At 41.2% G+C, this 23,260-nt stretch carries 19 protein-coding genes; 14 read left to right on the forward strand and 5 right to left on the reverse strand.

From position 1 onward, the window contains the following. Positions 1-367 precede the first annotated feature (367 nt). From AC1DO4_RS25100 to AC1DO4_RS25140, 9 genes are read left to right on the forward strand one after another with little or no spacing between them, the layout of a single operon-like run. Complete coding sequence (locus AC1DO4_RS25100) at positions 368-1,009, forward strand: GNAT family N-acetyltransferase (RefSeq protein WP_477408726.1); 642 nt, start codon at positions 368-370, stop codon at positions 1,007-1,009. A gap of 46 nt (positions 1,010-1,055) precedes the next feature. Continuing rightward, complete coding sequence (locus tag AC1DO4_RS25105; protein WP_477420421.1) at positions 1,056-1,421, forward strand: four helix bundle protein; 366 nt, start codon at positions 1,056-1,058, stop codon at positions 1,419-1,421. A gap of 43 nt (positions 1,422-1,464) precedes the next feature. Beyond that, on the forward strand, positions 1,465-2,697 hold the full coding sequence (argG, locus tag AC1DO4_RS25110) for an argininosuccinate synthase (RefSeq protein ID WP_477420423.1): 1,233 nt from the start codon (positions 1,465-1,467) through the stop codon (positions 2,695-2,697). Between the two features lie 2 nt (positions 2,698-2,699). Then, on the forward strand, positions 2,700-3,095 hold the full coding sequence (locus AC1DO4_RS25115; RefSeq protein WP_477420425.1) for a cupin domain-containing protein: 396 nt from the start codon (positions 2,700-2,702) through the stop codon (positions 3,093-3,095). A gap of 29 nt (positions 3,096-3,124) precedes the next feature. After that, on the forward strand, positions 3,125-4,165 hold the full coding sequence (argC, locus tag AC1DO4_RS25120) for an N-acetyl-gamma-glutamyl-phosphate reductase (RefSeq protein WP_477420427.1): 1,041 nt from the start codon (positions 3,125-3,127) through the stop codon (positions 4,163-4,165). A 49-nt stretch (positions 4,166-4,214) separates the two neighbouring features. Further along, positions 4,215-4,571, forward strand: coding sequence for a four helix bundle protein (locus AC1DO4_RS25125; RefSeq protein WP_477420429.1), 357 nt, complete (start codon positions 4,215-4,217; stop codon positions 4,569-4,571). A gap of 40 nt (positions 4,572-4,611) precedes the next feature. Beyond that, complete coding sequence (locus tag AC1DO4_RS25130) at positions 4,612-5,739, forward strand: aspartate aminotransferase family protein (protein WP_477420431.1); 1,128 nt, start codon at positions 4,612-4,614, stop codon at positions 5,737-5,739. Positions 5,740-5,764: 25 nt separating this feature from the next. Next, on the forward strand, positions 5,765-6,712 hold the full coding sequence (locus tag AC1DO4_RS25135) for an N-acetylornithine carbamoyltransferase (protein ID WP_477420433.1): 948 nt from the start codon (positions 5,765-5,767) through the stop codon (positions 6,710-6,712). A gap of 56 nt (positions 6,713-6,768) precedes the next feature. Further along, positions 6,769-7,377: an FMN-binding negative transcriptional regulator gene (locus tag AC1DO4_RS25140; protein ID WP_477420435.1), complete on the forward strand. Its 609-nt coding sequence runs from the start codon at positions 6,769-6,771 to the stop codon at positions 7,375-7,377. A gap of 1 nt (position 7,378) precedes the next feature. Here AC1DO4_RS25140 and AC1DO4_RS25145 read toward each other — a convergent pair whose 3' ends face one another. Continuing rightward, a complete protein-coding gene (locus AC1DO4_RS25145; RefSeq protein WP_477420437.1) occupies positions 7,379-8,623 on the reverse strand; it encodes a cation:proton antiporter in 1,245 nt (414 codons plus the stop codon). Between the two features lie 59 nt (positions 8,624-8,682). Beyond that, positions 8,683-9,981, reverse strand: coding sequence for an NAD(P)/FAD-dependent oxidoreductase (locus AC1DO4_RS25150; protein ID WP_477420439.1), 1,299 nt, complete (start codon positions 9,979-9,981; stop codon positions 8,683-8,685). 203 nt (positions 9,982-10,184) lie between these two features. On the opposite strand from AC1DO4_RS25150, the gene argB reads away from it, so the two are divergent. From argB to AC1DO4_RS25170, 4 genes are all read left to right on the forward strand, one after another. Further along, the gene (gene argB / locus AC1DO4_RS25155) at positions 10,185-11,030 is read left to right on the forward strand and encodes an acetylglutamate kinase (RefSeq protein WP_477420440.1); all 846 of its coding nucleotides are present in this window, start codon (positions 10,185-10,187) and stop codon (positions 11,028-11,030) included. Then, positions 11,027-11,848 carry a pyrroline-5-carboxylate reductase gene (gene proC, locus AC1DO4_RS25160; RefSeq protein ID WP_477420442.1) on the forward strand — a complete coding sequence of 274 codons (822 nt, stop codon included), beginning with the start codon at positions 11,027-11,029 and terminating at the stop codon, positions 11,846-11,848. Before argB ends, proC begins: the two co-directional genes overlap by 4 nt. A 148-nt stretch (positions 11,849-11,996) precedes the next feature. Beyond that, a complete protein-coding gene (locus tag AC1DO4_RS25165; RefSeq protein WP_477420444.1) occupies positions 11,997-13,373 on the forward strand; it encodes an aspartate kinase in 1,377 nt (458 codons plus the stop codon). 294 nt (positions 13,374-13,667) lie between these two features. Beyond that, a complete protein-coding gene (locus tag AC1DO4_RS25170; protein WP_477420446.1) occupies positions 13,668-16,400 on the forward strand; it encodes a S9 family peptidase in 2,733 nt (910 codons plus the stop codon). Between the two features lie 218 nt (positions 16,401-16,618). Here the strand turns inward: AC1DO4_RS25170 and AC1DO4_RS25175 are convergent, their stop codons facing one another. The 3 genes from AC1DO4_RS25175 to AC1DO4_RS25185 are packed head-to-tail and all read right to left on the reverse strand — an operon-like array spanning position 16,619 to position 22,369. Then, complete coding sequence (locus tag AC1DO4_RS25175; RefSeq protein ID WP_477420448.1) at positions 16,619-18,205, reverse strand: dihydrolipoamide acetyltransferase family protein; 1,587 nt, start codon at positions 18,203-18,205, stop codon at positions 16,619-16,621. A 43-nt stretch (positions 18,206-18,248) separates the two neighbouring features. Further along, a complete protein-coding gene (locus AC1DO4_RS25180) occupies positions 18,249-19,496 on the reverse strand; it encodes a competence/damage-inducible protein A (RefSeq protein ID WP_477420450.1) in 1,248 nt (415 codons plus the stop codon). 5 nt (positions 19,497-19,501) lie between these two features. Beyond that, positions 19,502-22,369 carry a putative LPS assembly protein LptD gene (locus AC1DO4_RS25185; protein ID WP_477420452.1) on the reverse strand — a complete coding sequence of 956 codons (2,868 nt, stop codon included), beginning with the start codon at positions 22,367-22,369 and terminating at the stop codon, positions 19,502-19,504. A 67-nt stretch (positions 22,370-22,436) separates the two neighbouring features. Here AC1DO4_RS25185 and AC1DO4_RS25190 point away from each other — a divergent pair. Beyond that, positions 22,437-23,260, forward strand: an 824-nt coding sequence (locus AC1DO4_RS25190) for an N-acetylmuramoyl-L-alanine amidase family protein (protein WP_477420454.1), incomplete at its 3' end; no start/stop codon positions are given.

A 23,260-nucleotide genomic window follows, 5' to 3' on the forward strand; every position in this document is an offset into this window, starting at 1 on the left:
TTCAAATTTTCAAATCCTCAAATTTTCAAATTAACTCCCATCAACTAAATCATTTTTTTCTTGTATAAGTAAAAATTTATGGCCTAATTTGCACCCAAATTAAAAACACAGTAATACAATCAAAAAAATGAATCAACCAAGCTTAAATAAGCCCGCAATAAGAGCAACATTTGCTCCGGCTGCCGCTGCTTTGGGTTCAACTGTTTTTTTATGCTGCCCTCCCCGACGAAGGCCCTATATGCCACGGGTTTGAATTACTTTCTCGTCCTGAACCACCACAAAAAGAGTTATTAAACTTCTTTTAAAAAAAGCCATCTAATTATTAAGGCATCAAAAGCCAATTAATTTAACGGTAATATCTATTTAAATGACCATACAAGATTTTGATATTCAGGTTGCTACAGCACAGCATGTAGATTTTGCCACAATGATATGCGATGAAATGGCCGAATCGGCCAAAGCACGTGGTACGGGCATTGCACAACGTTCGCCAGAATATGTTGCCAACAAAATGCTGGAAGGCAAAGCAGTTATAGCTTTACATAAAGACGGCACCTGGGCCGGTTTTTGTTACATCGAAACCTGGAGCCATGGCGACTTTGTTGCCAATTCGGGCCTCATTGTTAACCCACAGTTTCGTAAAGTTGGTTTGGCGAAAGCCATTAAGCATGCCATCTTTCAGCTTTCACGAAAAAAATATCCCGACGCTAAAATATTCGGATTAACCACTGGTTTGGCAGTAATGCGTATTAATTCAGAAATTGGGTATGAGCCTGTTACCTACTCTGAACTAACCCAGGATGAAAACTTCTGGGCCGGTTGCAAAAGCTGCGTTAATTATGATATCCTAATGAGCAAGGACCGCAAAAACTGCATGTGCACCGCCATGCTGTTTGATCCCGCCGAAAAACAAAAGCAGGACGAAGATAAAATGAAACGCATTACACATAAAGCCACTTTGCTTGAACGGATTGAGAACGCGATAAAAAAGCGCATAGGACAGGAATAGGTGAAAGGCAAAAGGTTAAAGGCGAAAGGTAGAAAATAAAGGTAAAATGAGGGATTACAGGAAATTAGATGTTTGGAAAAGATCACACTTGCTTACAAAGCAGGTGTATGCCGATGTCTTGCCTATTATGCCAACCGAAGAACGATTTGCCTTAACAAACCAGCTTCGCCGGTCGACCTACTCGATTCCATTAAATATTGTAGAAGGCTGTGGCAAAAACACCGATAAAGACTTTGCCCATTACCTGGATAATGCTTTAGGGTCGGCTCATGAAGTTGAATATACCTGTTACTTAATTTATGACCTGGGCTTTATCCCCAAAGAAATTTACGACAAAATACACACAGCAATTAATGAGGTGAAAGCCATGTTAATTGGCTTCATAAAGTTTTTACGCGGCGAAAACCTTTAACCTTTCGCCTTTAACCTTTTACCTCATAGAGATACTTTAAAAAATGAAAAAGAAAGTAGTATTAGCATACAGCGGCGGATTAGACACCTCATTTTGCTGTATATATTTAACACAGGACCTTGGTTACGAAGTTCACTCGGTAATTGTTAACACCGGCGGCTTTAGCGACGAAGAATTAAAAGGAGTTGAAGAACGCGCCTACAAAATGGGTGTTACATCACATCATGTAGTTGATGAAACCAAAAACTTTTACGATACCTGTGTTCGCTTTTTGATTTATGGCAATGTATTAAAAAACAACACTTACCCGCTTTCGGTAAGTGCCGAGCGCGTGAGCCAGGCAACTGCCATTGCTAATTACGCTAAAGAAATTGGTGCCGAGTTTGTAGCACATGGCAGCACCGGCGCCGGTAACGACCAGGTGCGTTTTGATATGATCTTCAACATCCTGGTTCCCGAAGTAAAGATCATCACCCCTATCCGCGATTTGAAATTGAGTCGTGAAGCCGAGATCCAGTACCTGAAAGACCATGGTGTGGAAATGAACTTCGAAAAGGCAAAATACTCTATCAATAAAGGTATCTGGGGCACATCAGTTGGTGGTAAAGAAACGCTGACCTCAAACTTAGGTCTGCCCGAAGAAGCATGGCCAACCCAAGTTACCCAATCGGAAGTGAAAAACCTGGAGCTGGTATTTGAAAAAGGCGAACTGGTGGGTATCGATAATGAAAAATATGATCATCCCACCAAGGCAATACAGGCATTGCAAGCTATCGCGCAGCCTTATGGTATTGGCCGCGACATTCACGTTGGCGATACTATTATTGGTATTAAAGGTCGGGTAGGTTTTGAAGCAGCCGCGCCGATGGTGATCATCAAAGCCCACCATACTTTAGAGAAGCATGTGTTGACTAAATGGCAACTATCCTGGAAAGATCAGTTATCCACTTTTTATGGCAACTGGCTACATGAGGGGCAGTTTCATGACCCTATCATGCGCAATATGGAAGCCTTTTTAAGCGATACACAGCAAAATGTAAGCGGTAAAGTGTTTGTACAATTACACCCTTATCGTTTCCAGGTTATAGGTATTGAATCTGCTCACGACCTGATGTCAAATAAATTTGGCAGCTACGGCGAAATGAACAATTCATGGAGTGGTGAGGATGTTAAAGGTTTTTCAAAAATATTTGGCAACCAGGTGATGATTTATCATAAGGTTAATGCCCCCCAGCCTCCATCAGCTGATGGAGAAGCAATTAATGCTCAAGACTAATCATGACAGAAAAAGACAATATGCATGCCATTCCAACCACTCCTTTAGGGGGCCAGGTGGCTTTTTCCAAAGGCGAGTGCTTAAAGCACTATAAATGGGGTGATGACTGTCACGGGTGGACATTTATTGACACCGAAGAGCTGTCTGTAAAGCAGGAATTGATGCCTCCTGATACTGCTGAGCAATTGCACTATCACGAAAAGGCTAAGCAGGTTTTCTTTATTTTGAAAGGAAGAGCAACATTCTCCATCGATGGAAAAATTACGGTGTTAAAACCAGAGCAGGGTATCGAGATATTACCGGGCCAGAAACACTTCATCAGCAATAACGACCGGAGCGACCTGGAGTTTATTCTATATTCGTATCCATCAACAAATAATGACAGGATTACCCGCTAATCCCTTAAAGGGAGAATAATTATTAAGTTATGACGCAAACAATTGAAAATATACAGGATTCTTCACTTACTCCCCTTTCAGGGAGCCGGGGGCCTATTCGTGCAGGCATCATTGGTGGCGCGGGATATACTGGTGGCGAAATGCTTCGGCTATTGATCAATCATCCCAATGTGGAGATTATTTTTGTGCACAGTAACAGCAACACTGGTAAACATGTGTATGAAGTGCACTCCGATCTGTTTGGTGATACCAATCTTAGGTTTTCGGGCGAATTATCAAATGCTATCGATGTATTGTTTCTGTGTGTTGGCCATGGCGATGCTAAAAAGTTCTTAGAAACCAATGCGATCCCCGATCATATTAAGATCATCGATCTGAGCCAGGACTTTAGGTTAATTCAAAATTCAAAAATAAAAAATAAAAACTTTGTATATGGCTTGCCTGAATTAAACCGCGAGGCAATAAAAACCGCTGATAATATCGCCAATCCAGGCTGCTTTGCTACCTGCCTGCAATTAGGTTTATTACCATTGGTATCAAAAGGATTATTGATGAACGAGGTTCATATCACCGCTACAACAGGATCAACCGGGGCCGGCCAAAGCTTAGCTGCTACCTCGCACTTTACGTGGAGAAACGATAACCTATCTGTTTATAAGGCTTTTAACCATCAGCACTTAAACGAGATTGGGCAATCGTTAAAACAATTACAGGTTAATTTTAACCAGGCTATAAACTTCATCCCTTACCGTGGTGATTTTACCCGCGGCATAATAGCCTCTATATACACTGATAGCGACCTAAGTGCCGAAGAAGCATTAAAACTTTACCAGGAATATTATGAAGGCCATCCGTTTACACATGTAACCAGTCATAATATTGATTTGAAACAGGTAGTCAACACAAATAAATGCTTTCTACAGGTTACAAAACATGAAGGTAAGCTTTTAATAATAAGCATTTTAGATAACTTACTTAAAGGAGCATCAGGCCATGCGGTTCAGAATATGAACTTGCTCTTCGGCCTGGATGAACGAGCCGGGCTGCGACTTAAGGCGACCGCTTTTTAGCTAAAAGCCTAAGGCCGAAAGCAAAAAGCTGTTGCGGTGAAAAATAAATATGAGGGATTACAAAAAGTATGAAGTATGGAAAAAAGCACATGAACTTAATATGTTCGTTTATCTAACTCTACTTCCAAAATTTCCAAAGAGTGAACAATATGATTTAATGAGTCAAACAAAACGAGCTTCGTATTCAATACCTTTAAATATAGTTGAAGGTTGTGGAAGAAATACAGAACGTGATTTTGCTCATTTTTTAGATCAGTCATTAGGTTCGGCACATGAATTGGAATATTGCTGTTTGATGTGTAAAGATCTCTCGTACATTACTGAAGATTTGTTTCAGCAAACAAATAAGTTAATAAACGAAGTTAAGGCAATGCTGATAGGCCTGATTAAAACACTTAGAAAATAAAGCTTTATGCCTTCGGCTTTTAGCTTTCAGCTTAAATGATATGAAATTATTTGACGTATACCCTATTAATCCCATAAATATAGTTAGAGGCCAGGGCAGCCTTGTTTATGACGCCCAGGATAATGAATACCTCGATATGTATGGTGGTCATGCCGTAATATCTATTGGCCATACCCACCCTCATTATGTAAAACGGTTGGAAGACCAGCTACATCAATTAGGTTTTTACTCCAACTCCATCGAGATCCCGATTCAAAAAGAACTGGCCCAAAAGTTAGGTAAAGTATCCGGCAAAGACGATTACCAGTTATTCCTATGTAACTCTGGTGCCGAGGCTAATGAAAATGCTTTAAAACTGGCATCATTTTATAATGKTAAAAAGAAAGTTATCGCCTTTACAAAGGCATTTCATGGTCGTACATCTTTAGCGGTTGCCGTTACCGATAATCCAAAAATTGTTGCGCCTATTAACGAGACCGATAATGTGATCTTTTTACCATGGGCAGACGAAGCAGCTTTAGCACAGGCTTTTGCCGATAACGAAATTTCATCTGTGATTATTGAAGGGATCCAGGGTGTTGGCGGGATCCAGGTGGCGCCGGAAAGCTTCCTGCAAAAGATCCGCTCCCTTTGTGATAAGCATAACGCTGTTTTTATTGCCGATTCGGTACAATGTGGGTACGGGCGTACAGGTAAATTCTTTTCACAGGATTTTGCCGGTGTTGATGCTGATATCTACTCTATGGCAAAAGGCATGGGTAATGGCTTCCCGGTTGGAGGAATCATTATCTCGCCAAAAATACAGCCAGCTTACGGTATGCTGGGCACAACTTTTGGTGGTAACCATTTGGCTTGCGCGGCCGGTTTAGCGGTACTTGAGGTAATGGAGCAGGATAACCTGATGCAAAATGCAGCAACAGTAGGCGAATACCTGATAAAAGAGCTTAAAAAGCTTGAACAAGTTAAAGAAGTTAGAGGCCGTGGTTTGATGATAGGTATTGAACTACCCGAGGAATTGGCTCATGCACGTAAAGAGCTTTTATTTAAACATAATATTTTTACAGGTGAGGCCAAACCAAACGTAGTAAGACTATTACCTGCCTTGAATTTAACCAAAGCCCACGCAGACAGGTTCCTGGAAGCTTTTGTAAATGTTTTAAATCAATAGATCGTAATATAAATTTTCCCGACCGATGAAACTATTTTCTTCTGTAAACGATGTTACCGATATCAATGCACTTGTAAAAGAGGCTTTGGCACTTAAACAAAATCCTTATGCCCACCAGGATCTGGGTAAAAATAAAACATTGGCGTTGGTGTTTTTAAATCCAAGTTTGCGTACCCGCATGAGTACTCAAAAAGCAGCCCTTAACCTGGGTATGAACGTGATGGTGCTTAATATTGATAAAGAAGGATGGGCATTGGAGTTACGCGATGGCGTGATTATGGACGGTACTACAGTAGAACATATCCGCGAGGCCGCGGGTGTAATGGGGCAATATGCCGATATTATTGGTGTACGTTCATTCCCGGGATTGCGGAACCGCGAGGAAGATTATAGCGAAATGATATTTAACAAGTTTGTGGAGTTTTGCAAAGTACCGGTAGTAAGCCTGGAATCAGCCACCCGTCACCCATTACAAAGCTTAGCAGATTTAGTCACAATAACAGAATTAAAAAATACTGAGCGCCCTAAGGTTGTATTAACCTGGGCGCCTCATATTAAACCCCTGCCACAAGCAGTTCCCAATTCATTTGCCGAATGGATGTGCAGGGCTGATGTTGATTTCACCATAGTTCAGCCCAAAGGCTACGAACTTTGTGCCGATTTTACCCAAGGTGCCAAAATCACTTATGATCAGGATGAAGCATTGGCCGGTGCCGATTTTATCTACGTAAAAAACTGGTCGGCTTACGAGCCTTACGGTAACATACTGGGTAAAAACGAAGAATGGATGCTTACTAACGAAAAGCTGAAAGCAACCAATAATGCCAAAGTGATGCACTGCCTGCCCGTACGCCGTAACCTCGAATTATCTGATGAGATTTTGGATGGCCCAAATTCCATTGTTGTACATGAAGCTGGTAACCGGGTTTGGGCTGCGCAGGCAGTGTTGAAGCAAATGCTGGAAAGTTTGTAAACACACAGGATTTATACAAGTCTTGTTTCTTGAATCTTATATCCTGACTCTTTGCAATGTATATACCTTCTTTCAATAAATTTCCCGATCAGCAGGAAGCTATCAGCTTTATGCAACGGTACAGCTTTGCTACCATAGTTACAGCCGATAATAATATACCGGTGGCTACACACCTCCCTTTTTTGATTGAGCTGCGCGATGATAAAATAGTTTTGCTCTCGCATTTTGCGAAGGCAAATCCGCAGGCATTGGATATAACTAATAAACCAATTTTAGTAATATTTACCGAGCCTCACGCCTACATATCACCCACTAATTACGAAAAGGAAACCAACGTACCTACCTGGAACTATTTAGCGGTGCATGCCTACGGCAAGGCAACACTCATCCCCGAAGGTGAAGAAACTGCTGCGCTGCTTGCTAAAATGATAAGCTATTACGAACCAGCTTATCTTCAGCAATGGAATGGCTTACCTGGTGAATACAAACAAAAAATGATGAAAGGCATAGTTGCGTTTGAAATTGTGGTGGATGAGCTGCAGGCCAAACAGAAGCTCAGTCAAAACCGATCGGCCTTAGAAAAAGAAAATATCATTAATTCTTTAGAAAAAAGTCCCGACACCAATGAAAGTGAAATAGCAAGGTATATGTCGAAATTAAAATAGCTTAACCTATAAATTTCGACGCCTTGTTGATCATGGCGTTAAGCGTTAGCCCCTGTACAATTACTGAGAATATTACGATAAAGTAACTGCCGGATAAGATCAAATGGCGGTAAGCTGTTGCCGGCAATGTTAAAGCCAGCGCAATAGATATAGCCCCCCTTAAACCAGCCCATGTCATTACATTAATATTACTGTAATTTACTTTTAAGGATTGGCGTAAAAAAGTTAGTGGCAACATAATACTTAACCAACGGGCCAATAATATAAACACAATAGATATACTGCCCGTTACCCAGTAATTATTTACAAACGGTAAGTTAATTAGCTGTAAACCTATCATTACAAACAGAATAGTATTCAGCATTTCATCAACCAGCTGCCAGAATTTCTCCAACGCTTCGTGCGATCTTTCTTTATTATCCTGGTTTATGGAGTGGCTGCCTGCAAACAGGCCCGCGGTTACTATTGATAAAGGTATCGAGAAACTAAAAATAGTTGCCAGTACCGATAAGCCCATAACAAGTGCTAACGAGATCAATACGATGGTTTGAAAATCCTTAACCGATTTCATCAGTCGCTGGGCAAGGTAACCCATGAACGCACCGGCCAATATGCCCCCAAAAACCTCTTTAACTATTAGCATTAAAACCTTTGATGCCTCAATATTATCCTCTCCAACCTTTGTTATCTCCAAAATAATCACAAACAGGAGCAATCCTATGCCATCATTAAACAGCGATTCGCCCGAGATAATGGTTTCGAGGTGGGTAGGAAGCTTTGAATTTTTTACGATTGCTGATACCGCTACCGGATCTGTTGGTGAAACCAGTGCTCCAAACAAGAAGCAATACATGAGCGGCATATGAATATGAAAAAAAGGCGCCAGGTAATATAAAAGAAACCCAAAAATAGTGGTAGATAGTAATACCCCCAATGTGCTTAATATAAACACCGGGCGCATTTCTCTTTTAAGCTTTGCACCATCAAGGTTGAACGCGCTTGAAAAAAGCAGGAACCCCAGCATAACATTAAGCACCACTTTGGAGAAGTCGATATTTTTGGCGAGTGTGGTTAAATATTTAGCTGTAGAAGAATCTAACTTATCAACAATCAATATAACAATTGACACAATGGTTGCTATCAAAACGGTACCTATAGTACCCGGGAGTTTAATGAAACGTGCATTTATATAGGAGAAAAAGGCACTTACAATAACCAATAAAGTAATTACAACAAACAGATCCATAGGCGCTTACTTTTTTATTAATAAAATAAGCGCTACAATGTTTTAAAACTGATGCCTTTTTATTTGGATTCCGGATCTGTCATGCGGGTTTCTATATCAAAATACCGCACTATTAACCTGTTATCGCTGTTTTTAGCAAAATAATTGATAGCCCAGCTAAAAAACACTGTTCCCTTATTGGTAAAACCAGCTAAGGACATTAAATGCACAAAACCCCAAAGCAACCATGCAACAAAACCCTGTAAATGAATTTTACCTAAATCGGCAACAGCCTTGTTTCGGCCTATAGTAGCCAGGGAGCCTTTATCTTTGTACTTAAACGGAACTGCAACTTCCCCGCTTAAAATACTAACCAAATTTTTGGCAAGCCATTCCCCTTGCTGTATAGCAGCCGGAGCCACACCAGGATGCCCGTTTGGGGTTTCGGGTGTTATCATAGCTGCCACATCGCCTATGGCAAAAATATTGGCATAACCATTTACCCTGCTTACTTCGTCTACCTGTATCCGGTTTCCCCTGGCAATGCTCTGTTCAGGCAACCCCGCAGGTACCTCACCTTTTACACCGGCAGCCCACAAAACATTGCGGGTAAGTATTATAGTACCATCATCTATTTTAAGCTGTCCGCCATCATAGCTTTGTACATGCACATTATTAAAAATGGTTACATCCATTTCTTCCAGGAATTTTTTTGCTTTTGCTGATGCAGCCGGAGAAAACGCAGCAAGTAAATCTGGCTTACCTTCAACAAGATAAACTTTCATATCATGCTTTCTTAAGCCATGATAATCCTTCATCAAAATCAGCTGACGCATCTCAGCCAATGCACCCGAAAGTTCAACGCCGGTGGGGCCGCCACCTACTACTACAAAGGTCATTAGTGCAGCTTTTTCTTCGGGATCTTTGGTAACTAACGACATCTCCAGGTTCTGAAGGATCAAACTGCGTAAGTTCAGCGCTTCCGGGATATTCTTCATCGGCATAGCAAAATGCTCAATTTCCTTGTTGCCAAAAAAGTTGGTATTTGACCCTGTAGCTACAACCAGGTAATCGTAATATATAGTACCTATATCAGTTGTAAGTGTGTTGGTTTCAGGATGAATTTGCTGAACTTCGGCAAGCGCAAAGCGAAAGTTATCCTGCTTGGTAAAAATCCTGCGTATAGGGAAACCAATGGAATCTGCAGCGATAGAACCAGCGGCTACCTGGTAAAGCAAGGGTTGAAAAGTATGGTAATTATGTTTATCCAGCAGCAAAACATCTACCGGTGCATCCTTCAAATTTTTAGCTACTTCAAGTCCGCCAAATCCGCCGCCAACAATTACTATACGGGGCTTAGCACTCTTCTTTTTATCCATAGGTCAATTTTACAACAAGTTTAATGCCTTAAATCCAAGTTTACTAATTATTTCATAATCAAATTGTAAACTTACAATACTGTAAATAAATAATCATTTCTTAGTCATTTAAGTAGAAAATACAGCATAATTTCCTACTTTTAACAGATTTTTATTAAAAATGGTAGTAAATTGGCAATGCTATTATTAAATTAATGTGAAGAATGAACAAAAGTGAGACCGTTTCAATAAAACCAACCAAAATAGCAGTAAAAAAAACGCTTCATGTAATAAAAATTGGCGGAAACGTTATAGATAACTCAGAAAACCTGTATCATTTTTTAAAGGATTTTGAAAAGTTAGACGGATTTAAAATATTGGTACATGGCGGGGGCAAAGTTGCAACCCAGGTTGCCGAAGATTTGGGCATTGAAGCACGGTTGGTTGATGGCCGGAGGATAACCGATATTGAAACGTTAAGGGTTGTAACCATGGTTTATGGCGGACTGATTAATAAAAATATAGTGGCTCAACTACAACGCTTTGGCAATAATGCTATAGGTTTAACCGGGGCCGACGGTAATTTTATACGAGCCAAAAAACGACCGGTTAAAACCATTGATTATGGTTTTGTTGGCGATATCGACGAAAACTCTATCAATCCGGGTAATATCAGCCGTTTGATGGAAGCAGGCTTCACTCCGGTTTTTTGCGCGATAACGCACGATGGCGAGGGCCAGTTACTAAATACCAATGCCGATACGATAGCCTCGGCGTTGGCTGTTAATTTGTCTTCTTTATACGAAACCACGCTGATCTATTGTTTTGAAAAAAAGGGCGTATTGCAGGATATTGATGATGAAGATTCGCTGATAAGGGAAATTAACCCGCAACATTACGAAAAACTAAAGGAAGAACGCATTATACACAGTGGCATGCTGCCCAAACTTGACAATGCTTTTACCGCAATAGCCTGCGGTGTAAAAGCCGTTATCATTGGCAAAAGCGATGAATTGGGAAATTTAAAGAATAACAAACCATTTGGAACACGTTTAAGTAAAAACGCATGAACGCATCACAGCAAATAGCCATTTTGGGCTCTGGAAACATCGGGCTGTCATTAGCCAAAGGGTTGGTTAAAGCAGGTATTTGCAAACCCCAGCAAATTACCCTTACACGCAGAAATGTGGCAGCGCTGACCGAATATTCGGCTTTGGGATATTATACAACCGACAATAATTTAAAAGCCGTTAAAAAGGCCGATATTATTGTTTTGGCGGTATTGCCACAGCAGTTAAACAAATTATTAGATGAAATACGGCCTTCAATAAAGCCCGAAAAACAACTTTTAATCTCTGTTATATCAGGAGTAAGCTGCAATGATATCCGCCAGCAGCTTGATCTTAATGTACAGGTAATACGCGCTATGCCTAATACAGCTATAGCCATAGGCCACTCCATGACATGTATCGCTACCGATAACGGTACCAATAAAAACATTAACCTGGTTAAATCACTGTTTGATACCGTGGGCGTAAGTATCCAGATCAATGAAGAATTGATGACGTCGGCTACCGCGCTTTGCGCCTGCGGTATAGCCTTTTTCCTGCGTTCTATCCGTGCGGCTTCACAAGGCGGTACCGAAATTGGCTTTCATGCGGGTGATGCCTTAAAAATGGCCGCGCAAACTGCCAAAGGTGCTGCTGATTTGCTCTTACAGCTATCGTCGCACCCCGAACAGGAAATTGATAAGGTTACTTCGCCAAGTGGCTGCACCATTGCCGGCTTAAATGAGATGGAACATAACGGTTTCAGTTCGGCCATGATAAAGGGTATAAAACTATCTGCCGAGAAAGCCGGTGATCTTTATAAAAAAGATGATCATTAATTTGATAAACCAGCTATCATTTTGATAATTGAATTATAATACTAACCAATTATAAAAACCTAATATATAATTACTTAAAAGTGCTTATACCTTCAGCGGCATTGGGTATGACTTTGGCACACACGCTTAAAAGCGTTTATTTTTTGACATGTTAACAGTAGAAAAAATCGGCGGTACATCCATGACCGCGTTGGGCGATGTTATTAAAAACATCATCCTGTTTGAGCGTAGCGGACAGCAATTATACAACCGCATATTTGTAGTATCGGCATTTTCGGGAGTGACTAATCTCCTGTTGGAGAATAAAAAGACCGGCGCGCCGGGGGTTTACCATCGCCTGGCAACTTACAAGGACTTTCATAAGCCCTTAAACGGACTTATTATTAAGCTAAAACAGATCAACAAAAACTATGAAAGCCTTGGTTTAAACATTGCCAAAGCCGATGCCTTTATTGAGCAACGCCTTAAAGATGCACAAACCTACCTGGAAAACATAGCCAACATCCTGGCATCCGGCTACGTAAACAAAGATGATATTTTACTGGCAGCCAGAGAGATCCTGGCATCAATTGGCGAAAGTCATTCAGCTTTTAACTTTGCCAATATCCTGCAAAATATGGGCATCAACGCAACTTTTGTTGATTTGAGCGGTTTTCATGACCATCGGTCGTTCACCATAGATCAGCGTATAAAAAAAGACCTGCAGCATATCGATTTTGAAAATACCATCAGTATAGTAACCGGTTATGCTAAAGGTACAGAGGGTATCATGCGCGAGTTTGATCGTGGTTATTCTGAAGTCACCTTCAGCAAAATCGCGGTAGCTGTAAAACCACAGGAAGCCATTATTCACAAAGAATATCACTTATGCACAGCCGATCCTCAACTGGTTGGGGTTGAAAATTGCTTTCCGGTTGGAAACACCAATTATGACGTGGCCGACCAATTGGCTGATGTTGGTATGGAGGCTATCCATCCCAAAGCATCAAAGCCGTTGGAGATTAATGACATAGATCTCCGCATAAAAAATACATTTCAGCCAGAACACCCCGGCACACTAATAACCCGCGAATATATTTGTGATAAAAAGCGCGTAGAAGTAATTACCGGTACAGAAAGGGTGATGATGATAGACATTTACGACCCATCGATGGTGGGCAACGTAGGTACCGATTTTCATATCATGCAGCTGTTTTACAAATATGGCGTAAGCTATACTTTTAAGGCCACCAGTGCCAACAGTATTTCTATTGTGATATGGGATAAAGACTATAATAAAAAATTGATACAGGAGCTGGAGGATGATTACGAAAAGGTAACTGTAGAGAAGATGGCTATGGTTTGTTTGATCGGTTCAAATATGGATCAACCGGGTTTGCTGGCAAAATCAGCAACAGCCCTGGCTCAAAAAGGCATTAATATAAAAAGCTGTGGTTTTGCCCTACGTAAAGTAAATATCCAGTTCCTGGTAGCGCGCGAAGATTTTGCTGAGGCAATAAAAGCTTTAAATAAGGCGATGATATAGTTTTGAGGTGAAAGGCATTACTTAACTTAACATAATGCCTTTCACCTTTCACCTTTCACCTTTCACCTTTCACCTTTCACCTTTCACCTTTCACCACTCACCTTTCACCACTCACCTTTCACCACTCACCACTCACCACTCACCATTGTAACTTTCCCATAACTAATTTTAATAAACGGGCAATTTTGAGCATATTTAGTGCATAACAAGGTTGATATGCGCAAAATTTTACTGATTATTTTTTTATCAGCAATCTGCTTCTGTGTTTCTGCTCAAAAAACTTCAAAGAAACCATTGGATCATTCCGTTTTCGATGGATGGCAAAGTATTAGCGGTCAGCGGATAAGTAATGATGGGAAATGGATACTTTATGTGATAAAACCACAGGAGGGTGATGCCGAACTGGTGATCACCAATTCAAAAAATACGGGCAAGATCCATATCCAGAGGGCTGATACCGCCCGTTTCACCAGCGATGGCAAATTTGCTATATTCCAGATAAGGCCATTTTTTAAGGATACCCGCCAGGCTAAGATCAGGAAGAAAAAACCAGCCGAATTCCCTAAAGATACCCTGGGTTTTATCTCATTGGCAACACAAGGCATCACAAAAATTCCCGCTGTAAGAAATTTTAAAATAGCCGAGAACGCCGATGTTATCGCCTACCTTGCAGCCGGAGATACACTAAAAAAGCCCGCATCCAGTGATACTTCAAAAAAGGCGGTAAGTACAACCATTGCACCGCCAACCCGTGAAGGGGCTGATTTGACCGTAAAGCAATTAATGGGCAAAACAACCCGCACCTTCAAATACGTTACAGATTATCAGCTAAGCAAAAACGGCAAGCTGTTAGCATTTGCCGTTACTGCTCCGATAAAACAAAAAGAGATCGTTTCGGGATTATATGTATTTGATATCGAAAAAAACACGCTTAAAGTTATCAGTACAGGCAGGGGTAATTACCATAGTATCACTATTGATGATGCCTGTCGCCAGGTAGCTTTTACCGCCGAGAAAAACCCCGAGAAGGCCTTGGTAAAGCCATTTAAACTATATTACTATAACTTAACCAGGGATAGCGCAACGGTAATTGCCGCAGAAGGTCTGGAAACTATGCCTGCTAAATGGGCGGTAAGTGGCGACGGAAAAGTTTATTTTAGTAAAAGCGGCGCTAATTTATTTTTCGGTACTGCTCCTATACCGAAACCCGCCGATACTACTATTGTTGATTTTGAAGTGGCTAAACTTGATATCTGGAACTACAAAGATGATTACCTGCAGCCGCAGCAGCTTAAAAACCTTCAAACCGAACTTAAACGAAGTTACCTCGCGGTTATCCGCCCGGAAGATCCCGAATCCAAACAGCTACAATTAGGCAGCAAAGCTATACAGGAAGTTTTTGTAGCCGAAAATAAAAATGCAAGGTATGTTTTAGGTGTTACCGATACCGGCGCACGTGTACAATCACAATGGGAGGGCGATACCAAACAACAAGCCATTTTAATAGATACCAAAAGCGGCAATAAACGGTTGATCAGTGAAGGGTTAAAAGCGCATTACAAGATCTCCCCTGATGGGCAATATGTGATCTGGTTCAATTTTAAGGATCAGCAATGGTATACATACTCCATTGCCACAGGTGCCAAAATCAACCTTACCAAATCAATCGGCGCAAAAATGGGTGATGAACTGAATGATGTACCCAACTATGCCTCTGATTACGGTTTAGCCGGTTGGACAAAGGGTGACAAAGCTGTAATGATCTACGATCGGTATGATATCTGGAGCATCGACCCGGCAACTGGTATTGCAATCAACTTTACCAATGGTATCGGTCGTAAAAACAAATTGATCATCAGGTACGATATGGCCGATCCTGAACAAAAATTTATTCCGTCAAAACAGGTAATGTGGCTGTTAGCGCAGGATGAGGAAACAAAACAATGGGGATATTTTGTAAAAACACCTGAAAGCAAAAACACGCCAGAAAAGGTAAATATGGGCAAAATGAGCTATGGTGACCTTTGGAGAGCAAAGAATGCTGCAGTTTACATCTATACCAAAGGCAATTATAAATTACCACCCGACCTTTATGTATCAACGGATCTGAAAAAGGAGATAAAGCTAAGCAACATTAACCCCCAGCAGGTTCAATATAATTGGGGCACAGCCGGACTTGTAACATGGACAACCCCAAAGGGCTATAAATCCAGAGGTATTTTATACAAACCCGAAGATTTCGACCCGAATAAAAAATACCCCATGATTGTATACTTCTATGAAAAACTTTCGGATGGACTTTATAATTACCTGGCACCTGCCCCAACCCCTTCGCGTTTGCCAATTTCGTTTTTTGTAAGTAACGGGTATTTAGTTTTTGCACCGGATATAAGCTATGAAACCGGCCATCCCGGTGCATCAGCCGTTGAATTTGTTAACTCGGGGGTTGAATCGTTAAAGAAAAATGCCTGGGTTGATGGCGCCCATATAGGCCTCCAGGGACAAAGCTGGGGAGGTTACCAGGTGGCATACCTCATAACCCAAACCAATATGTATGCCGCGGCATGGGCGGGCGCCCCTGTTGCCAACATGACATCAGCTTACGGTGGTATCCGTTGGGAATCTGGTGTTAACAGGCAATTCCAATACGAGAAAACACAAAGCCGGATTGGCGCCACGCTTTGGGAAAAACCAGAACTGTATATTGAAAACTCACCACTTTTCCAGTTACCCAGGGTGCAAACCCCGTTTATGATTATGAGTAATGATGCTGATGGCGCGGTGCCATGGTACCAGGGTATAGAAATGTTTACAGCCTTGCGCCGGCTTAATAAACCTGTTTGGCTATTGCAATACAACGGCGAAGCCCATAACCTGGTACAGCGCCAAAACCGTAAGGATATCACTATCCGCGAACAGCAGTTTTTTGATCACTATTTAAAAGGCGCCCCTATGCCCGTTTGGATGGCCAAAGGCGTACCGGCTGTAGATAAAGGGAAAGATTGGGGATTTGAGCTGGTGAAATAGCATGACAGATTTGTACTCAGGTGTTCCACCGGAACGCTGGTTCGCATGGAACGGCCTGGAACGCCTTTACCTTGATTATCAACTATTTAACTTTTATTAAAAACATACCCGGAACACATCAACCCTAATAATCAATGAGTTGGCATTTTAGAGAAGACATTATATAACGCAAAAAACAGGCTGATTTAACCTGTTTTTTTTGCATTATATGGTAAGGATTATATCGTCCTGTTCAAATCCCATTTCTCCAGGTAATCAGCAACGCGCCGTACAAATGATCCGCCCAGCGCACCATCAACCACACGGTGATCGTATGATAACGACAAGAACATCATGTGACGGATTGCGATAACGTCACCCTCAGGGGTTTCAATTACAGCCGGTTTTTTCTTGATAGCACCTACTGCCAGGATAGCTACCTGCGGCTGATTAATAATAGGCGTACCCATCACATTGCCAAACGAACCTACGTTGGTGATAGTAAAGGTACCTTCCCGTACATCATCCGGCAGTAGTTTTCCAATCCGGGCCCGGTTTGCAAGATCATTTACTGCCTTGGTTATTCCAAGCAGGTTTAGTTGGTCGGCTTTTTTAATTACAGGCACAATAAGGTTACCACTTGGCAGTGCTGTTGCCATGCTGATATTGATATTAGCCTTTTTAATGATCTGTGTGCCGTTAACGGTAATATTGATCATTGGGAAATCCCTGATGGCTTTAACTACAGCTTCAATAAATATCGGGGTGAAGGTTATTTTTTCGCCTTCACGTTTTTCAAAGCTATTCTTTATCTTTTCGCGCCATAGCACGAGGCTGGTTACATCGGCTTCAACAAACGAGGTAACATGTGGCGAGGTATGCTTGCTCATCACCATATGATCGGCAATAAGGCGGCGCATCCTGTCCATTTCAATTATTTCATCACTACCCGAAACTGAACCTACCGATGAAGGTTCACTTATTGCTGGTTTTTCTGCCGGCGTTGCAGCTTTTGGCGCTTCTGGTAGTGGAGCTGTTGCCGGCTCACTTGCGGGTACTGCAACACTTGTTGCTTCAACAGAACCATTTTCACTGATAACCGGCGCGCTCCACGCAGGCTGCTGTACAGCTGTTTGAGTTTTTTGACCAGCCGGTGTTTGCTTATACTCAATATAACTTAACAGATCATCTTTAGTAAGGCGGCCTTCCGAACCAGTTCCCGGGATACTATCAAGTTCATTAATACCAATACCTTCCTGGCTCGCAATATTGCGTACAAGGGGCGAATAAAACCTTCCTTCGCTTTTAAATGCCTGCTCATAAACCGAAGCACTTTTTTGTTCGAGTTGACTAATGCCAGGAATATCTGCCGGTACCGCAATTGCCGGTGTTTCTTCAATAACTTCGGCGGTTTCAGCAACCGGTGTTTGTTCTTCGGGTTGCCCTTCTATTGATGCAGGGGCCTCCTCAGCGGGAATATGTTCCACAACCGTTTTTTGTTCTTCTATGTTAGTGTGTTGCACTAATGAGGGTTCTTCAACCGGGGGGGCCGGATGTGCTTCTGACACAGGAGTTGCCTCTTGTTCTTCAGTTTCTATAATTGCAATTATTGCTCCTACCTGTACTACATCATCAACCTGGTAAAGTTGTTGAACCAATTTACCAGATACAGGAGAAGGCACATCAGAGTCAACTTTGTCTGTTGCAATTTCCATTACTGCTTCGTCGGCATCAACGCGATCTCCTGGGTTTTTATTCCATTTAATTACAGTTGCTTCCGCAACGCTTTCTCCCATTTTTGGCAATAACAGTTGGTATTGGGCCATTTTTACAATTTATACTTTTGCCCAAAATTATGCATTTTGAGCCTTAATCTGCAACTTCTGTTAGCAAAGTATTCAACATTGATAATGCCATTACAGCGCTCCGTTCAATGTTTTGCTGTCTTTTATTGCCAAATGTGTATTTCTTTATTAACATTTTGTCCTTACCAGAAACTGCAATCCACACTGTACCAACAGGTTTATCTGCAGTACCGCCATCAGGCCCGGCCACTCCTGTTACAGATATGGCAAAATCCGACTTAAAATTTAATAGTGCACCTTCAACCATTTCTCTTGCAGTTTGTTCACTTACAGCTCCAAATTGCTCAAGTGTTTGGTGTTTTACCCCTAAAATATGCTCTTTTAACCCGTTTGAATAGGTGATTCCCCCACCCAAAAACACTTTTGATGAACCTGCATGCTGCGTAAACAAATGCGAAATATATCCGCCGGTGCAACTTTCGGCAATAGATAATGTAAGACCTCTTCCGACCATTTCATCAAGGATAGCTTTTTCGAGTGGGATATCCCGGTCGACCACAAACACAGACCCGATGCGTTCGATTATTTTACCCGCAAATTCATCAATTTGTTTTTGAAGCTGTAAAACATCATCACCAAAAGCGCTTAAACGCAACCTAACCTGGCCCAATTTAGGTAAATAGGCTAATTTAATGTAAGATGGGAGTTCGTTTTCAATATCAGCTATCCGCTCGGCTAAAAATGATTCACCCTCACCTACGGTTAAAAGTGTTTTATGAATAATCGATGGCAGCTTTAATGTAGTAGTTATTTTAGGAATCACTTCGTCTTCCATCATGTACATCATCTCGAAGGGGACGCCCGGCATTGAAATATAAATAATGCCCTCATGGTTAAACCACATACCCGGCGCTGTGCCGTTTTTATTTAATACAATCTCGCAATTTGCAGGTACTTGTGCCTGCAACCGGTTAACTTCAAGCAAAGGGCGATTGTATTTAGCAAAAATACGTTCCACATTTTCAAGTGCTTCCTTATTTTCAACAAGGCCGACACCAAAATATTCGGCCAGTGTTTTCTTGGTGATATCATCTTTTGTTGGCCCCAGGCCTCCCGTAATAAATATAATTTTTGCTCGTGCTGCAGCTTCGGCCAGGGCTTTAAGTATATGATCTTTATCATCAGATACCGACGAGATCTGTTTAACCCTGATACCTATCTTATTTAACTCCTTAGCCATCCAGGCCGAATTGGTATCAACAATTTGTCCGATGAGTATTTCGTCACCAATGGTTATGATCTCTGCCAACATATTAATTAATAAAAATTTCTGCTACTTGAATAATCGTTTCGTTTACTCAGTTTCAAATCCTGCAAAATGGTTGATTTAACCTTTAAGGTAACGTTGTATGATTTTAAATAGCCAAATGGCACCCACTGAAACGAAAGATCCCAGCAATGCAAATCGCGATAAATGGAAAAAGAGGTGGCGCTGCTTAGCTTGGCAGCTTTAAAATCATAGTTTGTTGAATATTGAATCTTCCATTTTTGCGTGATGCTTACATCGCCGCTAATCATGAGCGTATTACTTGTAGATACATTATTTAAATAATTACTATAGCTATAACTATAGTTAAGCGATATGTTCCAGGGAACATTAAAATCCACATATGAGTTAGGGTCGCTATTGATCAATGCCAGTCGCTGTGCCTGCTGGGCTCCAACATTTTGTAAAGTATTTACATTAGGGGTGCCCGGTGCTTTGGCTGTAGTGGAGTTTAAACTACCGCTCATAGAAATGCTGACGGCACTTAATTGAGGGAACTGACCATTAGACCACCTGTATTTATTAACAAGCGAACTGGTGCGTACGATGGCGTTATTTGAAATAGAATCATGTACACTAATAACGTACGGATTAAATGAACCACTGAAGCTAACATTCACTTTTTGTTTAAACAGGGCCGTGTGCCCCGAAAATTGAATATTTGAAAGCTTCATGGAATCGGCTGCGAAATTATAGAATGTTGAAAAAGATAGCCCCTGCAACAGGGTGATCTTTCTATCGGTACCCGATGTATCCGTACTTTTTGCTTTTAATTTGGCCTCAATCATATTATCCAATGAGAAGCTAATACCAGCCTGCTTGCCGCTGGATGGGTAGCCATAAACTCCGTTTTCAAAAATGGAGTATTTTTGATAAGTGTACGGGTATGGTACACTTGCATTACTTACAGCGGTTTTATAATACCCATAGCTTGGATCCGAGAAATCCGGCGTATAACCAAAACCGATAGATGGAGTCATTACGTGCCTTATTGCTTTTAAATTACCTTTAAAATTTAATGTACCATACAATTTGGTTGACAGACCGGTGCTAAGACTATAATTACCGGCACGCTTAAACCCTTGAATAGTATCAACAAGCAACTGGTCTGAATTGGAGATACTGCCGCGTTCAAATCTTTTATTTACTGATTGAAAATACCAGCGTTCGGTATAATTTACACTGCTGTTAAACTGAAAATATTTAAGCACATTTAAACCCAAACTTACAGGAATCTGGTGCTGAAATCCATTTTGTAAACGCTTGGTAACTGTGCTTTTAAACAACTCCGATTCGGGGATGTTATTTACCTTATTGGTAGCGTTCATGTTATAACTAACCGTTATTTTTTGATACCATTTTTGCTCACCTACCCTATCCTTTGAATCGAAAGGGTTAATGGACGACATACCAAAGGCTATAGTTGGTAACTCTATGGTAATTGTTTTATTGGCTATATCCTGGCTATGGCCAAGACCTATACTCATATTAAAGGGTGTACCGGCCCATGTTTTTCCGTAAGATATGCTTGAACGCAAGCTGCTTTGCGCGGCAGTCACCACATTATAATTTGAGTTTGACGGATTTCGTGAAAAATAACCAGATGTACCCGCGTTAACTGACGCGCTGAATGTTGAACCCGGGTTGGCGTTAGGATCCTGGGAATGGGTCCAGTCAATGTGTATATCCTTCGCCGGGGGATCGCCGGGCAAGCCGTAGTTATGTGACCCATAACTTAAAGATAAGTTACCGGTATATTTATAGCGTACCAGGTACCTTGCAGTAGAGTTTACTTCATATGACCCTTTGGAGTAAATTGTACCTGTTGTGGTTAAATCCATATAATCGCTAAGACCCAGGTAGTAGCCAAAACCAGCCAGTTTAAAGCCCAGCTTTGCGTCTTCGCCAAAAGTGGGTAAAATAACCCCGGATGTTCGCTGGTTAGGTTTAGGGAAGAAACCAAACGGGATGGCCAATGGTAACGGCACCCCCTCTATTTCCAGGTAGGCCGGCCCGGATATGATCCTGTTTTTTTCACCTATGCCCTTTGTTATCACTATACCAAAATGTGTATCAGGATAAGGCAAATCGCAGGTACTGAAAATCACATTACGGTAAGCAACCTCAGTTTCATTTAGCTTTTTTGCCTGCCCGCCAGATATAAAGTTTCCTTCCTGCTCTGATGCAGGGTTATAAAGCTTTCCTTTTTTGGTTGTGTAATTAAATAACAACGAATCGGATGCTACGGGCTTTTCGCTTTTTGATTTGGATAATGGCCTTCCAATGTATCGTTTGGTACGGGGGTCGATGCTTCCGCTTGCAAAAATCAGGTGATTTTTCTGATCAACCCTTATATAATCGGCATCCAACTCAAAATCCTCATAGGTTACCCGGGCGCGGCCATACAGGTATAAAATATCATGTTCATTATCAACAATAGTGGAGTCTTCTGCTACTGCCTTAACTTCTGATTGTATGCCCCCCTTTTTTTTGGTAGTATCATCTGCAGGTAACGCACCTTTATTAACCGGTGCAGGCTGCTTTCCGTTTATTCTTTTATTTTTATTGGTGTCAACTTTATTTCTTGGAGTATCAACTTTAAGAACGGTATCGGCGGCAGGGTTTATATTAAAGGTATTGCCTAAGCCCTGGCCATCGGCATTTTGAGTTGGCTTAGTTGGCTTAGATTTCTTAACTTTAAGGAGTTTCTTATCTCTGGCTTTAGTGGTGTCGAGTTTGATGATGGTATCCGCAGCTAATTTGTGGCTATGCCCGATAAATGTACCTTTGCTTTCAGCAACAAGTACGTTTACTGTCAAAATAATTGCAAGCAGAAAAAGAAGAGATATGAATTTCAAAATTGATTATGAATAGTATTTTTGCAGATATAGTTAACAGCGTTCAAAAATAATGAAAAATAGGGCATTGAAAAGTTTCATTTATAGTTTATCGGTTTTGCTGGCACTTGTTTCATATTTTCCGGTTACAACTTATGGTTTCATAAAAACAGATACTGTTATTAATAGCGGTTTTAAAATAAAAACTATTATTATCGATGCAGGACATGGCGTGAAGCGTTCAGGTAATGAAGGTCATTATTCTCCTGGTGCATCCGGCTCCTTTTCCTTAGAAAGAAATGTAACGCTTGCCATTGCCTTAAAATTGCAAAAAGCTATAGAAAAAGATATGGCGGGTGTAAAGGTAGTTTTAACACGTACAACTGAAGATGATGTGTCCTGGGAAAGGCGTRCCGAAATTGCCAATCAAAACAAAGGAAATTTATTTATCTCACTACACTGTAACTCGCTATCGGGCAGAAGAGTACGCGAAAAAATTGGCACCAAACACCATAAACCAGTTTATCAAACGGTAGAAATACCAGACCGTTCTGGTAAAGGTGTGTTATTATTGGTATATGGTTTATGGCGGTTAAAAGAACAAGAAAACTCGATACGCAACTACCAGGTAGAAGAATCTGAAACAGATGTTGATTCAGACCCCGACGATCCCATTACAGCTATTTTGGCAAACGAATATAAGAGAAAATTCAGGCAGCAAAGTATAAACCTGGCAAACCTGATCAACAACGAGTTTGTTCAAACCGATGGAAGGCCAAGCGAAGGAATCAGAGAACAGGGTATATATGTATTATGCCATAGTGCTATGCCATCTGTTTTAGTTGAAACAGGGTATATCAATAATCCAAAAGATGAAGAATACCTCAACTCAGAAGACGGACAAAACGAGAT

This window comes from Mucilaginibacter sp. P5_A6 (assembly GCF_056400585.1).

What these genes read in the sequence shown, in the direction of transcription:
- AC1DO4_RS25175 (WP_477420448.1), bottom strand. Translation starts at nt 18,205, where the DNA reads ATGGCCCAATACCAACTGTTATTGCCAAAAATGGGAGAAAGCGTTGCG.
- AC1DO4_RS25115 (WP_477420425.1), top strand. Translation starts at nt 2,700, where the DNA reads ATGACAGAAAAAGACAATATGCATGCCATTCCAACCACTCCTTTAGGG.
- AC1DO4_RS25135 (WP_477420433.1), top strand. Translation starts at nt 5,765, where the DNA reads ATGAAACTATTTTCTTCTGTAAACGATGTTACCGATATCAATGCACTT.
- argB (WP_477420440.1), top strand. Translation starts at nt 10,185, where the DNA reads ATGAACAAAAGTGAGACCGTTTCAATAAAACCAACCAAAATAGCAGTA.
- argC (WP_477420427.1), top strand. Translation starts at nt 3,125, where the DNA reads ATGACGCAAACAATTGAAAATATACAGGATTCTTCACTTACTCCCCTT.
- argG (WP_477420423.1), top strand. Translation starts at nt 1,465, where the DNA reads ATGAAAAAGAAAGTAGTATTAGCATACAGCGGCGGATTAGACACCTCA.
- AC1DO4_RS25150 (WP_477420439.1), bottom strand. Translation starts at nt 9,981, where the DNA reads ATGGATAAAAAGAAGAGTGCTAAGCCCCGTATAGTAATTGTTGGCGGC.
- proC (WP_477420442.1), top strand. Translation starts at nt 11,027, where the DNA reads ATGAACGCATCACAGCAAATAGCCATTTTGGGCTCTGGAAACATCGGG.
- AC1DO4_RS25145 (WP_477420437.1), bottom strand. Translation starts at nt 8,623, where the DNA reads ATGGATCTGTTTGTTGTAATTACTTTATTGGTTATTGTAAGTGCCTTT.
- AC1DO4_RS25125 (WP_477420429.1), top strand. Translation starts at nt 4,215, where the DNA reads ATGAGGGATTACAAAAAGTATGAAGTATGGAAAAAAGCACATGAACTT.
- AC1DO4_RS25140 (WP_477420435.1), top strand. Translation starts at nt 6,769, where the DNA reads ATGTATATACCTTCTTTCAATAAATTTCCCGATCAGCAGGAAGCTATC.
- AC1DO4_RS25165 (WP_477420444.1), top strand. Translation starts at nt 11,997, where the DNA reads ATGTTAACAGTAGAAAAAATCGGCGGTACATCCATGACCGCGTTGGGC.
- AC1DO4_RS25105 (WP_477420421.1), top strand. Translation starts at nt 1,056, where the DNA reads ATGAGGGATTACAGGAAATTAGATGTTTGGAAAAGATCACACTTGCTT.
- AC1DO4_RS25180 (WP_477420450.1), bottom strand. Translation starts at nt 19,496, where the DNA reads ATGTTGGCAGAGATCATAACCATTGGTGACGAAATACTCATCGGACAA.
- AC1DO4_RS25100 (WP_477408726.1), top strand. Translation starts at nt 368, where the DNA reads ATGACCATACAAGATTTTGATATTCAGGTTGCTACAGCACAGCATGTA.